This window comes from Roseomonas sp. WA12, assembly GCF_054165765.1.
The window spans coordinates 3,216,178-3,228,571 of sequence record NZ_CM135108.1 but is presented as its reverse complement, the minus strand read 5'-3'; the positions used below and the strand labels follow the sequence as shown (position 1 = coordinate 3,228,571).

The window sequence follows — 12,394 nt, the reverse complement described above, 5'->3', positions numbered from 1 at the left end:
GGGCCCGGGCCCGACCCGCGCCAGGGACCGCGCGGGCTAGACCGCCGTGCCGCCGATGGTCAGCCCCATCATCTTCAGCGTCGGCTGGCCCACGCCGACCGGCACGCCCTGGCCCTGCTTGCCGCAGGTGCCGATGCCGGCATCCATCGCCATGTCGTCGCCGATCATGGAAACCTGGGTCAGCGCGCTCGGCCCGTCGCCGATCAGCGTCGCGCCCTTTACCGGCGCGCCGAGCTTGCCATCCTCGATCATGTAGGCCTCGGACGCGGAGAACACGAACTTGCCCGAGGTGATGTCCACCTGCCCGCCGCCGAAGTTCACGGCATAGATGCCGCGCTTCACGCTGCGCAGGATCTCCTCCGGCGCGTGATCGCCGCCCAGCATCACCGTGTTCGTCATGCGCGGCATCGGCGCATGCGCATGGCTCTGGCGGCGCCCGTTGCCGGTGGGCGCCACGCCCATCAACCGCGCGTTCTGCCGGTCCTGGATGAAGCCGGTGAGGATGCCGTCCTCGATCATCACGGTGCGGCCGGAGGGCGTGCCCTCGTCGTCCACGGTGAGCGAGCCGCGGCGGTCGGGGATGGTGCCATCGTCCACCACCGTCACGCCCTTGCTCGCCACGCGCTGGCCCATCAGCCCCGCGAAGGCGCTGGTGCCCTTGCGGTTGAAGTCGCCCTCCAGCCCGTGCCCGATCGCCTCGTGGAGAAGGATGCCCGGCCAGCCCGGGCCGAGCACTACCTCCATCTCGCCGGCGGGTGCGGGCACGCTGTCCAGGTTCAGCACGGCTTGACGCAGCGCCTCGTCCACGGCGGATTTCCAGCTCGCCTCGCCCAGCACACGGTCATAGGCGAAGCGCCCGCCCATGCCGTAGCTGCCCGTCTCGCGGCGGCCATCCTTCTCCACCACCACATTCACGTTCAGCCGCACCAGCGGACGAAGATCGGCCACCTCGCGCCCATCCGCGCGCATGATCCGCACCGCCTGCCACTCGCCGTACAGCGAGGCCATCACCTGCACCACGCGCGGATCGCGCGCGCGGGCGAAGGCGTCGATCTCGGCCAGCAGCGCGGACTTTGCGGCGAAGTCCATGGCGTGCAGCGGGTTGGCGGCATCGTACAGCCGCGCATTCGTCGCGCGCGGCGGCTCGGCCACGCGGATCGTGCCATCGCCCGGAAGCCCGCGCACCGCCGCTGCCGCGCGCCGCAGCGCGGGCGCGGACACCTCGCCCGCATGGGCGTAAGCCGCCGCTGCCCCGCGCACCGCGCGCAGGCCGAAGCCGCGCTGGGTATCGAAGGTGGCGGAACGGATGCGGCCGTCCTCAAGGCTCAGCATCTCGCTCTCGCGGTACTCCAGGAATAGCTCCCCGTCCTCGGCGCCCAGGAGCGCCTCGGCGGTGATCCGCCCGGCCTCCCCGGCATCCAGCTCGCGAAAGAACAGGCGGGAGGTGGCGTCCAGCGGCGTATCGGCGGTCATGCCGTATTCTCCTCTACCGGCGGCAAGACGATCCGCGCGGTCGTGCCCTTTCCGGGCGTGCTGTCCAGTGTGAGTGTCAGGCCCATTGCCCCCGCCAGCGCGCGGGCGAGATACAGGCCGAGGCCAGAGCCCGGGTAGCGGCGGGTCAGCCCGACCTCGAGCTGGGTGAAGGCCTCGAAGGCGCGGGGGATATCCTCCGGCGCCATGCCGATCCCCGTATCGGCGACCGTGATCGTCGTCCCTGCCTCGCCCGGTTCGGCCGAGAGCGTCACGATGCCTCCCCTGGCCGTGAACTTCACGGCGTTGGAGAGCAGCGCGTCCAGCACCTGGCGCAGTCGCTGTTGATCGCCCCGGATCGGAGGCAATACCTGGGGGATCTGTGAGCGGAATTCGACCCCCGCATCGCGCGCCATCTTGCTCACGACGAGGGAGGCCGAGCGCAGCGTCGGCCCGGGGTCGAAGGCCGACAGCTGCAGCGACAACGCGTCCGCCTCGATCCGCGTCGCCTCCAGAAGTCCGTCCACAAGGCCGAGCAGCTGCCGCCCCGCCGCCAGAACCTCCTCCGCATGGGCGCGCATCGTCTCGGCCCGCCGCTCCTCCAGGATCGCCTCGGAAAAGCCGATCACTGCGTGGAGAGGCGTCCGCAGTTCATGCGTCATCGTCGCCAGGAAGCCGGACTTGGCGCGGGAGGCCGCCTCGGCCGCGTCGCGCGCCGCCTCCAGCTCGGCCCGGATGCGCCGCTCCTCCGTCACGTCGCGATAGGTGCGGATGATGCCGCCATCCGGCGTCGGATCGGTCCGAACCTCGAGCTGCATGCCGTTGGGTCGGTGGCGGATGTAGCGGCTGCCAGTGGCAAGCGGCTGCGCCCCGCGGGCTGCGATGAAGCCCTGCACCGCGCCCGCATCCCCGCCGAACTCGCCCACCGCGATCTGCTTGTCCCGCAGTTCCAGCAGGTGGCGGCCCGGCGCCATCTCGCCCTCCTGCAGCCCCGTCATGCGCTCTGCCAGCGCGTTGGCGGCGATCAGATGGCCGGAGGCGTCGAACAGCGCCACTCCGTCCGGCTGGTTGTCCAGCATGGCGCGCAGCGTCGCCGCGCGGCGCTCCGCCTGTGCCTCGGCGCGGGCGCGAGCGGTCACATCCGTCATCACCACCACAAGCCCACCGCCGGGTAGCGGCACGACCCGGACGGAGATGACCGTGCCGTTCGGCCGCACCCGCGTCCGCTCGAAGGGTTCGGAAGCGTCAGGCTCCTCCCGCAGCTTCTCCAGGGCGAGCGCCGACTCCTGCCCGTACTCGCCGGCCGCGACCCGCCGGGCCGCGATGTCCGCGTGATGCTCGCCAATCTCTACCTCGGCGCCGATCATGAGGCGCTGGTAGGCCGCATTTACCATCCGCACGCGCCAGTCCGGCCCGTAGACGCAGACGCCATGCGGAAGGGCGGCCAGGACGGCCTCAAGGGGGATTTCGGAGGCGACTGGACCGTTCAAGCGGACCGGCCTGCCGGCGCGGAGCCCGGATCGCGCCGGACGCCCGCGCCGGGCACTGCCGCCATCCTGCCTTGCGCCGGATCTGGGCGCCCGCCCTCCATGCCACCCCCGATCGAGCCACCCGCGGCCACTGCCAGGGCCGGCCGGGGCCGGCGAAGCGCGTGCAGCAGCACCATCACCGCCGCCAGCACCGCCACCGCCACCGTCTGGTGCAGCGTGCCCAGCCAGGCCGGCACCACGCTCAGCAGCGTGGCGACGCCCAGCGCGTACTGCGCCAGCACCGTCGCCAGCAACGCCACGGCCGCCTGGCGCGCGAAGCCCGCCGGCAGCCGCCGCAGCGCAAGCGCCCCGAGCGAGATGGCCGCGACCGCCGCCATGGTGGCGAGCAGCCGGTGGTTGAACTGCACCGTCGCCACGTCCGAGACCAGCGCATGGGCGAAGGACCCGGCGCCATACGCCCCGCCGTAACCCTCGGGCACGAGCTGCCCGCCCATGAGCGGGAAGGTGTTGAAGTCGAGCCCCGCCCGGATCCCGGCGACGAAGCCGCCCGCCAGCATGGTCAGCACCAGAAGCCCGGCCGTGGCATGGGCCAGGGGCCGCAACGCACGCGCCCCGGGAACATCCGCATCAGCCTCCGGCCGCGGCCGCAGCAGGCCGAGCGCCGTCCAGAGCAGCATGGCGAACAGGAACAGCGCGAGGCCGAGATGAATCACCAGCCGCCAGGGCGAGACCGCCGTCCGGTCCGCCTCGAAGCCCGAGGCGACCATGAACCAGCCCACCGCACCCTGTAGCCCGCCCAGGGCCAGCAGCATCAACAGCCGGGCGCCATAGCCGCGCGGAATGGCCCCACGCAGCCAGAACCAGACAAGCCCGGCCGCATAGACCAGACCGATCAGCCGCCCCCACAGCCGGTGCGTCCATTCCAGCCAGAAGATGCCCTTGAAGCCCTCCAGCCCGAAGCCGCGGTTCACCAGCTCGTATTGCGGGATGGAGCGGTACAGCTCGTAGAGCCGGTTCCACTCCGCCTCGCTCAACGGCGGCAGCGTGCCCCGCAGCGGCGCCCATTCCATGATGGACAGGCCGGAGCCCGTCAGCCGCGTCGCCCCGCCGAGCGCGACCATCACCCAGACCATCGCGGCCACGGCCAGCAGCCAGAGGGCCACCGCGCGCCCGCGCCCGGCCGAGGCGGCCAGGGTGGAGGGGTGAGGAGGGTGAGCGTCGAAGGGCATGGTCTCCCGCAAATGGTTCAGGCTGAAAGCAGCCGCAACCGCCGGGAAGTATGATCCGCCATGCGGCGCAAAAGCCAGAGGAACCCATAACCTTCCTATTATGACTTCACAACGAATGGGGGCGCCTGCGCTGGACGCATTCCCCGCCCCCTGCTACCCCCCGCCGCCGCATGTCCCCGCCTCCAACCCCGCCCGGCGCCCCCGCCACGGCGCCCCGCGCTGTCGGGGACGCTGTCACGGACAGCAACGGCGCCCCCCCTGCCATCAGCGTGGTGGTGCCCGTGCGGAACGAGGCACCGAACATCGCCCCCCTCGTCGCCGAGATCACCGCCGCCCTGGCCGGGGTCCCGCACGAGATCCTCTATGTGGACGACGGCTCGACGGACGACACCGCCGCAGCCGTCCGCGCCGCCTCCTCGATCGGTCCGGTCCGGCTGCTCCGCCACGCCTCCTCCTGCGGGCAGTCTGCCGCCATCGTCACCGGCATCCGCGCCGCCCGCGCCTCCTGGATCGCGACTCTGGACGGCGATGGGCAGAACGATCCGGCCGACCTGCCCCGTCTCTGGACCCGAGCCCGGGCGGAGGGGGCGGACACGCTCGTCGCGGGCTGGCGCACCACCCGCAAGGACACGGCGACCAAGCGCTTTACCAGCCGCATCGCCAACCGCGTCCGCGCCCGCCTTCTTGGTGACGCCACGCCGGATACTGGCTGCGGCCTGAAGGTCTTCCCGCGCGAGCTGTTCCTCGCCCTTCCGCATTTCGACCACATGCACCGCTTCCTGCCGGCTCTGGTGATCCGCGGCGGCGGGCAGGTGGTGAGCGAGCCGGTCGGCCACCGCCCGCGCACACGCGGCGTCTCCAACTACGGCACGCTCGATCGGCTGGCCGTGGGGTTAGTGGATCTGCTGGGCATGATGTGGCTGCAGCGCCGTTGGACGCGCCCCCGGCTGCTGCCGGACGAGCGCGCGTGAGCTCTTCGGCCGCCCCGGGCGGCCCCGACACCCCGGAAGGGCCAGTGCCCCGACGCGGGCTGGCCGCGGCCGGCCGGATGGCGCTGCTGGCAGGCGGGCTGGCCCTCGCCGGCTGGATCATCCGTACCCTCGGCCTCGGGCCGGGTGGCGAAACCGGCATGGCCTGGGTGGACCACTGGATCCGCGGCCAGGGCCTGTGGGGAGAGGCGATCTTCCTCGCCATTGGCACCGCCGCCGCGGCCGCCGGGCTGCCCCGCCAGGCCGTGGCCTTCCTCGGCGGCTACGCCTTCGGCGCGGCCCTCGGCGTGGTCCTCTCCCTCATCGCCCAGCTTCTCGGCTGCGCCGCCTCCTTCGGCTGGGCGCGGCTGGTGGGGCGGGACTGGGCGGCACGGCGGCTGGAGGGGCGCTTCGGCCGTCGGCTCCGCCCGCTGCACGACCGGCTGGTGGCCCGGCCTTTCGGCGCCACCCTCGCGCTGCGGCTGCTGCCTGTGGGAAACAATCTCGCCCTCAACCTGCTGGCCGGGCTGTCCGGCCTGCGGCTCGCGCCGTTCCTGGCCGCATCCGCCATCGGCTACCTGCCCCAGACCCTCGTTTTCGCCCTGCTCGGCGACGGGGTGGCGGTGGACCGCACGGCGCAGTTGGTCCTCGGCGGCGCGCTGTTCCTCGTCTCGGTCGTGCTCGGCGCCTGGCTGCTGCGGCGGGAGCCTCAGTCGGGCTGAAGAGGGCGGGCTGATCCGCGCGGCGATCGCTACTGCAGGCTGCCCCAGCGCGCCGTCGCCGGTTCCGCCGAGGCCCAGCGCCAGCGCCCGCCCTGCAGGCAGGCAGTGGTGAGGAACCACTGACGCGCCGCCCCGGGCTCGTCATCCTCGGCCACCGAGAACAGCGCCTCCCGGCAGCGGGCCAGCGCCGTGTCCATCTCCCGCACCAGCCGGACCTCGCCGCCCTGGTCACCGACCGGGATGCTGTGCTCGATCCGCCAGGGGCGGACCTCGCCGGGGGAGAGGCTGCCGATCACCTCCGCCACCGCGTCCTGCTCGCCGCGCTGCCGCACCCGCACCACCCAGTTGAGCCCGGCCGTTGCCGCTGCCCGCGTGGCGACGCCGACGCCGAAGCCCACCGCCGGGTTGGCGAAGGCCGTGCCGGCGGCGACGCCCGCGGCCGCGCCAGTCAGGTCCGCCGCCGCGCCGCAACCTGCCAGCGGTGCGGCGAGGAGGAGGAGCGCCAGGCGGACCTTCACTGCAGGCTGCCCCAGCGCTCCGTTGCCGGCTCGGCCGAGGCCCAGCGCCAGGCGCCGCCGTCACGGCAAATCGTGGCGGTGTAGAAGGCGCGGGGGTCCTCCGCCCCTTTCGGATCGACGGAGAAGACGATCTCCTTGCAGCTGATCGCCCCTGCCCCGATCAGCCGAGCCACCGTGACCTCGCCCGCCTCGTCCGGCTCGATGGGAATGGAATGGCTGACCGCCCAGCGCGCCACGCCGCCGACCGGCAGCGGCCCCGCGGCCTCCGCCACGCGCGACTGCGCCTCTCCGTGCGCCCGCCGCTGGGCGTAGCGCAGTCCGGCCCGCGCGCCCGCCTGCACGCCGAGGCCGATGCCCGTGGTCACCGTCGCGCTGGCGCCCACCGCATCCGCCACGGCCGCGCCGCCGAGGCCGGCCGCGGCCGAACTGCCTTCGGACAGCAATTCCCCGCAGCCGGGCAGGGCAAGGGCACCGAGCAGCGCCAGCAGGGGCACCCGTCCCCGCCATGCCCGAACGCCCGGGTATCCAATGCGATCCATCATCCCCTGGGCATGCCGTATTCCCAGCTCGCAAACAACGCGGCCGTCCATCACGGAGCGTTCAGCAGGCCCAGCAGCCGCGACAGCATCTCCCGAAGGTCCCACAGCCCCGAGGCGGCGGGGGGAGGGGCCGTGCCCTCGGGCTGGCGGGTGCGGAGGCGGGCCAGGGCGGCCGGGGTCTCGGCCAGGCGCAGCTCCGCCGGCTCCAGCATCGCCTGCGAATCCGGCACGAGCAGCCCGGTCACCCGCACCAGTATCCGGTCCGCCGCCGGCAGCTCCGATGCCGCCCTGGCCTGGTCGCCGTCTCGCGGGGCGCAGACGAGGGACCGGCCCTCCATCCCGCAGGGCAGCTCGAACAGGCGATTCGGCGGGAAGCGCAACTGCACGGTACCGGCCAGGGCCAGCACCCCGCGCGCCGCGCCCTCCAGCGACAGGTCGCGGGCGGTGATGAGGGGAACCAGCCGCCCGCCGCGCTCCTCCACCTCCAGCGCCAGGGCCGCAAGGCCGGGGGAGGCGGGTTCCACGGGCATCCGGTGCAGCATCCGGCAGCCGGACAGATCCGTCATCCGGTCGGTCGCGCAGGAGAGGATCCAGGACCCGATGGTCTCGGTTCCAGTCCCGGGGCCGCTCTCGGCAGCCGGGCCCTTGCCTTGGGCCAGCGCCGCGGGCGCCACCAGGAGGAGCAGAATCGGGAGAGGGGCGACAAGCCGCTTCATGCCGCCCATCTTCGCACGGACGCGCGGCCCCGTCGCGGATCACATCGGGCCGCGCGACCGCGTGAAGGAACCGCCATGAAGCATGTCACCCTGCCCGACGGCACCACGATCCCCGCCCTCGGCCAGGGCACCTGGCATATGGGGGAGCGCGGTGCGGACCGGCGCGCCGAGGCGAATGCGCTGCGCCTGGGCCTCGATCTCGGCCTGACGCTGATCGACACCGCCGAGATGTATGCGGATGGCGGTGCCGAGGAGGTGGTGCGGGACGCCATTGCCGGCCGGCGGGAGGAGGTTTTCCTCGTCAGCAAGGTCTATCCCCAGAACGCCTCCCGCACCCGCATGGCGAAATCCTGCGAGGCCAGCCTGCGCCGCATGGGGGTGGAGACGATTGATCTTTACCTCCTGCACTGGCGCGGCGGCGTACCGCTGGCCGAGACGGTAGAGACCTTCGAGCGGTTGATTGAGGCCGGGAAGATCCGCCGCTGGGGCGTTTCCAACCTCGATGTGGATGATCTGGAGGAACTGGGCGCCGCCCTGCCGGACTGCGGGACGGACCAGGTGCTCTACAACCTCGAGGCGCGCGGCCCGGAATACGACCTGCTGCCCTTCTGCGCCGACCACCGAATGCCCGTGATGGCTTACTCCCCCGTGGGGCAGGGCGGGCGGCTGCTGCGGAACCCCGCGCTACGGGCGGTGGCGGCGCGCCACAGCACCGGCCCCGCGGCCATCGCCCTGGCTTTCACGCTGCGGCGGGAGGGAGTGATTGCCATCCCCAAGGCCGGCGACCCTGCCCATCTGCGCGAGAACGCCGCGGCGCAGGACATCGTGCTGACGGAGGCCGATCTGGCAGAGCTGGACGCCGCCTTTCCGCCGCCGCGTCGCAAGCAGGCGCTGGCGATGCTCTAGCTTCGGGGTTCTAGTCGGCCGGGAGGGCGGCCACGTCCGGCGCGGGCGGGTTCACGCCGAGGCTGCGCATCGCATCCACCAGTTCCCGTGTGCGGAAGGGCTTGCGCAGGAACCGCTCGTTCGGCCCGAACAACCGGTTGTTTCCATAGGCCGGCTGGCCGGTGAGATAGATAATCGGGAGCTCGGGATGCCGGGCCTGGGCGGCCTTCGCGGCCTCGAAGCCGTTCGGCCCGGGGCCGAGGTCGATATCGGTCAACAGCAGGCTGCAACCGGCGCTCAATTCCAGATGGGCGAGGGCAATGTCCGTGGTCGCGGCGGGACGAACGGCGAACCCCTCGGCCTCGATGATGTCGGTCAGGACATCGCGAACCAGGTCGTCGTCTTCCAGCACCACTACGTCGAACATCGGTTCTGCCAAGGCCATCAGAAAACCCCTCTGCGGCCATTAACGCCTGATGGGTAGAAATGTTGGACCGTTGAGAACTGCAGGTCCAGGTGTGGCGGAGGTGTCACGCACGCCGTCCCCATGCGCCGCGGCCCGATCTCCGCTATGCCCGCCCGCGTGCCGGGCCATCCCGGAATTGAACGAGAGGAGCCATCATGAGCACCAGACCGCCCCTGCGGATCGCCGTCGCCGGTCTGGGCGCCGTCGGCATGGCTGTCGTCGCGGCGCTGGAGGCCGGAATTCCGGGCTGCGAGCTCACCGCCGTCTCGGCGCGGGACATGGAGGCCGCCCGGGCCCGCCTGCCGCGCCCGGTGCCGGTCGTGCCTGTGGAGGAGCTGGAGCCGTTGGCCGATATCGTGGTGGAAGCCGCCCCGGCCGCCTTGCTGCCCGCCATCGCCGAGCCCTTCCTGCGCGCCGGCAAGGGCGTGGTGGTGCTGAGCGCCGGCGCGCTGCTGCGGGCCGAGCACCTGATCGACCTCGCCCGTACCCATGGCGGCCAGATCACCGTGCCGACCGGCGCGCTGCTCGGGCTGGACGCGGTGGTCGCGGCCGCGGAGGGCACCATCCATTCCGTCCGCATGATCACGCGCAAGCCCGTACGCGGGCTGGTGGGCGCGCCCTACCTCGTCGAGAACAACATCGCGATCGAGGACATCAAGGAGCCGCTGCGCATTTTCCAGGGCACGCCGCGCGAGGCCGCGATCGGCTTCCCCGCCAATCTGAACGTGGCGGTCGCGCTGTCCCTGGCCGGCATCGGCCCGGACCGCACCGAGCTGGAGATTTGGGCAGACCCCGCGCTGACGCGGAACACGCACCGCGTTGAAGTGGACTCGGATTCCGCCAGCTTCTCGATGACGATCGAGAACATCCCGAGCGAGAACCCGAAGACCGGGCGCATCACCGCGCTCTCGGTCATCGCCTGCCTGCGCAAGCTGGGCGCGCCGCTGCGGGTGGGAACCTAGGCCACCACGCTCGAGAGGGGGCGGCCGGCGAAGAAGGCCGCAAGGTTGCCCAGCAGCACCGCCTGCTGGGCGGCCTGCGCGGATTCGGCATAGGCGCCCATATGCGGTGTCAGCACCGCGTGGCCGATGGCGCGCAGCCGCTCCGGTACCTCCGGCTCGTTCTCATAGACATCGAGCGCGGCGCCCGCGATCACGCCGCCCTCCAGCGCGTCGCACAGCGCGGCGGTGTCCACCACGCTGCCGCGCGAGACGTTCACCACATGCCCTGCCGCGCCCAGTGCGGCCAAAATGGGCGCGTTCACGGCGTGGCGGTTCTCCGGCGCGGCCCGCACGGTGACCATCAGCACGTCGCACCACCGCGCCAGCGACTCCAGCGTCTCGTGATAGGCATGGGTCACACCCTCGGCCGGGCGGCGATTGTGATAGCCGATCTCCATCCTGAAAGCGGCAGCGCGGGTGGCGACGCGCCGGCCGATCGCGCCCAGCCCGTAGATGCCCATGCGCCGCCCGAGCAGACCGGCCACCAGCGGCATCCGCTCAATCGCATGGCCGCGCCAGCGCCCGGTGCGGACGTACCGGTCACCCTCCGCGATCTTGCGGGTAGAGGCGAGCGCGAGACCCATGGCGAATTCCGCCACCGCCTCGGCATTGGCCTCGCCCGCATTGGTCACCGCGATGCCGCGTGCGGCGGCCGCGGCGCGGTCCACTCCCTCGAAGCCCGTGCCGTAGCAGAGGATGAGGCCGAGCTGCGGCAGCGCCCCGATCAGCACCTCGCCCGCGCCCAGGCTGCCCAGGGTGACCAGCGCCCGCGCCGCCTCCGCCCCTGGCGGCAGGCGGTCCACCGTGGCGCCCTCCATCGGGCCGAGAAGGGTGTAGTGCTCCGCCAGCCGGGCCACGAGCGGCTCGGGCAGGCGCGGGGCCATCAGGATCGCGGGCTTCATCGGGGCTTCCGGGCCGGTTGACGCGGCGCAACATGCACCCGCCGCGCTACCCCCGGAAGCGCCCGAGGAAGGCCACGACCTCCCCGAGGCTCGGCGGATGGTGCAGCACCGCCCAGCGATCCTTCAGGAAGGCGAGATAGGCCTGGCCCAGCGCCGTGGTCAGCCCGTAGGCCACCCCTGCATTCAGCGCCCCGCCGGCCACCGTACCCACGCCGGGGATGAATTTCAGCAGCGTGCCGACCGCCCGCGCCGCCACGCGCCCGCCCACCCCGGCGGCGGCGGGGCCGAGCAGGGCGGCGGCCACCGCCTTAACCGGCATCTCGGCCGCCGGCGTGCCCATCCGCACCGTCACGTCCACGATCATCTTGGCCTGCACGCCGAAGACCAGTGCGGCATCGGCAAAGGGAATTGGGGTGGCAGCCAGGGCAGCAGCGATCCGGGCATGGGCGGCAATGGCGGCCTCAGCCTCCGCGATCTTGGGGGCGAGGGTGACGAGGTTGGCCGCCGCGGCAGCCGCCCGGCGCGCCTCGGGCAGGGCCTCCACCGTCGCCTCCACCAACGCCTCCAGCCCCTTCGCTTCCACCCGCGCTCCGCCCGGGAACAGGCGGGGGGCCGAGACCACGCGCAGCACGGCCGAGGCCTCTGGGATCAGGCTGCTGACGGTGTCCGACAGCCGGTCCTCGCCCCAGGCCTTGGTGAGCACCACGATCACGGGCACGCCATTCCTCGCCAGCAGGCGTGCCAGGTCCTGGTCTGCCGGCTCCAATCGCTCGCCCGCCGCGTCGATGCACAGCCAGGCCAGGTGCAGCCGCTCCTCCTCGGGCAGGGTCGCCAGGCGGGCCAGCTCGGCCTCAACCGCCTCCCGCGTCTCCCGGTAGGCACCCGGCTCTAGCCCACGCGTATCAGCAAGGTGGAGCGGCGCGCAGGGATGGCGGTACCAGCTGGCGGCGGCGGAGACGGGCGCGCCTTCCCCAGTCTCGGCCACCACCCGGCCAAAAACGGCGTTTACCAGCGTGCTCTTCCCCGCGCCGGACCGGCCGGCCAGCAGGACGTTGCAGCGGCGCATCCCGGCCAGCCGCTCCTCGATTCCCGGCACCGCGCCCACTGCCTCATCCAGCAGGGTGGTGCCGCGGCCGAGCAGCCGCCCCACCCAGCTGCCCCGCCGCGGCGCCGGCCGGGTGAAGCCGCGCGCCACCGGCGAGGTATCGCCCAGGGCCGAGAGCTTTCTCACCCGCAGGGCCGTCAGCAGCGCCAGCAGGGCCGGGGGCGCGCCGGCTCCCTCCACCAGCAGGGGGCGCAGGGCGGTAGCGAGCGGCAGCGGCTCGGTCTCCACCAGGTTCGCGGCGGCCGCGATCTCCGCCCGCTCGGCCCGGGTGCAGACCAGCAGAAGGGGCAGCGGATCGCCGCCCGCCACGGCCCTGCGGGCGTGGTCCAGCGCGACGGAGATTGGATCCGGCTTGACGGTGTTGCTGAACATCGGGGAGGAGT

The 12,394-nt window shown here is 72.7% G+C and carries 13 protein-coding genes; 4 read left to right on the top strand and 9 right to left on the bottom strand.

What is annotated here, in order from left to right:
- Positions 1 to 36: 36 nt before the first annotated feature.
- The 3 genes from tldD to ACVBD7_RS15505 are packed head-to-tail and all read right to left on the bottom strand — an operon-like array spanning position 37 to position 4,189.
- Complete coding sequence (tldD, locus tag ACVBD7_RS15515) at positions 37 to 1,473, bottom strand: metalloprotease TldD (RefSeq protein WP_458094133.1); 1,437 nt, start codon at positions 1,471 to 1,473, stop codon at positions 37 to 39.
- The gene (locus tag ACVBD7_RS15510) at positions 1,470 to 2,960 is read right to left on the bottom strand and encodes a PAS-domain containing protein (RefSeq protein ID WP_458094132.1); all 1,491 of its coding nucleotides are present in this window, start codon (positions 2,958 to 2,960) and stop codon (positions 1,470 to 1,472) included. Before ACVBD7_RS15510 ends, tldD begins: the two co-directional genes overlap by 4 nt.
- Positions 2,957 to 4,189: a COX15/CtaA family protein gene (locus ACVBD7_RS15505; protein ID WP_458094131.1), complete on the bottom strand. Its 1,233-nt coding sequence runs from the start codon at positions 4,187 to 4,189 to the stop codon at positions 2,957 to 2,959. Before ACVBD7_RS15505 ends, ACVBD7_RS15510 begins: the two co-directional genes overlap by 4 nt.
- Positions 4,190 to 4,359: 170 nt before the next feature.
- Here ACVBD7_RS15505 and ACVBD7_RS15500 point away from each other — a divergent pair, with 170 nt between their 5' ends.
- Positions 4,360 to 5,160, top strand: coding sequence for a glycosyltransferase family 2 protein (locus ACVBD7_RS15500; RefSeq protein ID WP_458094130.1), 801 nt, complete (start codon positions 4,360 to 4,362; stop codon positions 5,158 to 5,160).
- Entirely contained in the window at positions 5,157 to 5,879 is a 723-nt protein-coding gene (locus ACVBD7_RS15495; RefSeq protein ID WP_458094129.1) for a TVP38/TMEM64 family protein, read from the top strand. The genes ACVBD7_RS15500 and ACVBD7_RS15495 overlap by 4 nt, the downstream gene beginning before the upstream one ends.
- A 29-nt stretch (positions 5,880 to 5,908) precedes the next feature.
- Here ACVBD7_RS15495 and ACVBD7_RS15490 read toward each other — a convergent pair whose 3' ends face one another.
- Genes ACVBD7_RS15490 through ACVBD7_RS15480 form a run of 3 tightly spaced genes read right to left on the bottom strand, consistent with a single transcriptional unit; the run spans position 5,909 to position 7,652 of the window.
- On the bottom strand, positions 5,909 to 6,397 hold the full coding sequence (locus ACVBD7_RS15490) for a hypothetical protein (protein ID WP_458094128.1): 489 nt from the start codon (positions 6,395 to 6,397) through the stop codon (positions 5,909 to 5,911).
- Positions 6,394 to 6,987: a hypothetical protein gene (locus ACVBD7_RS15485; protein WP_458094127.1), complete on the bottom strand. Its 594-nt coding sequence runs from the start codon at positions 6,985 to 6,987 to the stop codon at positions 6,394 to 6,396. Before ACVBD7_RS15485 ends, ACVBD7_RS15490 begins: the two co-directional genes overlap by 4 nt.
- A complete protein-coding gene (locus ACVBD7_RS15480; protein ID WP_458094126.1) occupies positions 6,987 to 7,652 on the bottom strand; it encodes a hypothetical protein in 666 nt (221 codons plus the stop codon). The genes ACVBD7_RS15485 and ACVBD7_RS15480 overlap by 1 nt, the downstream gene beginning before the upstream one ends.
- Before the next feature lie 75 nt (positions 7,653 to 7,727).
- On the opposite strand from ACVBD7_RS15480, the gene ACVBD7_RS15475 reads away from it, so the two are divergent.
- On the top strand, positions 7,728 to 8,558 hold the full coding sequence (locus ACVBD7_RS15475; RefSeq protein ID WP_458094125.1) for an aldo/keto reductase: 831 nt from the start codon (positions 7,728 to 7,730) through the stop codon (positions 8,556 to 8,558).
- Positions 8,559 to 8,568: 10 nt separating this feature from the next.
- Here ACVBD7_RS15475 and ACVBD7_RS15470 read toward each other — a convergent pair whose 3' ends face one another.
- Positions 8,569 to 8,982: a response regulator gene (locus ACVBD7_RS15470; RefSeq protein ID WP_458094124.1), complete on the bottom strand. Its 414-nt coding sequence runs from the start codon at positions 8,980 to 8,982 to the stop codon at positions 8,569 to 8,571.
- Between the two features lie 176 nt (positions 8,983 to 9,158).
- On the opposite strand from ACVBD7_RS15470, the gene ACVBD7_RS15465 reads away from it, so the two are divergent.
- Positions 9,159 to 9,965 carry an aspartate dehydrogenase gene (locus ACVBD7_RS15465; protein ID WP_458094123.1) on the top strand — a complete coding sequence of 269 codons (807 nt, stop codon included), beginning with the start codon at positions 9,159 to 9,161 and terminating at the stop codon, positions 9,963 to 9,965.
- On the opposite strand, the gene ACVBD7_RS15460 is transcribed toward ACVBD7_RS15465, so the two are convergent.
- Both ACVBD7_RS15460 and ACVBD7_RS15455 read right to left on the bottom strand, forming a co-directional pair.
- On the bottom strand, positions 9,962 to 10,906 hold the full coding sequence (locus ACVBD7_RS15460; RefSeq protein ID WP_458094122.1) for an NAD(P)-dependent oxidoreductase: 945 nt from the start codon (positions 10,904 to 10,906) through the stop codon (positions 9,962 to 9,964). The two genes, ACVBD7_RS15465 and ACVBD7_RS15460, sit on opposite strands and share 4 nt — an antisense overlap.
- Before the next feature lie 46 nt (positions 10,907 to 10,952).
- Positions 10,953 to 12,383, bottom strand: a complete 1,431-nt coding sequence (locus tag ACVBD7_RS15455; RefSeq protein WP_458094121.1) for a GTPase — start codon at positions 12,381 to 12,383, stop codon at positions 10,953 to 10,955.
- Positions 12,384 to 12,394 lie beyond the last annotated feature (11 nt).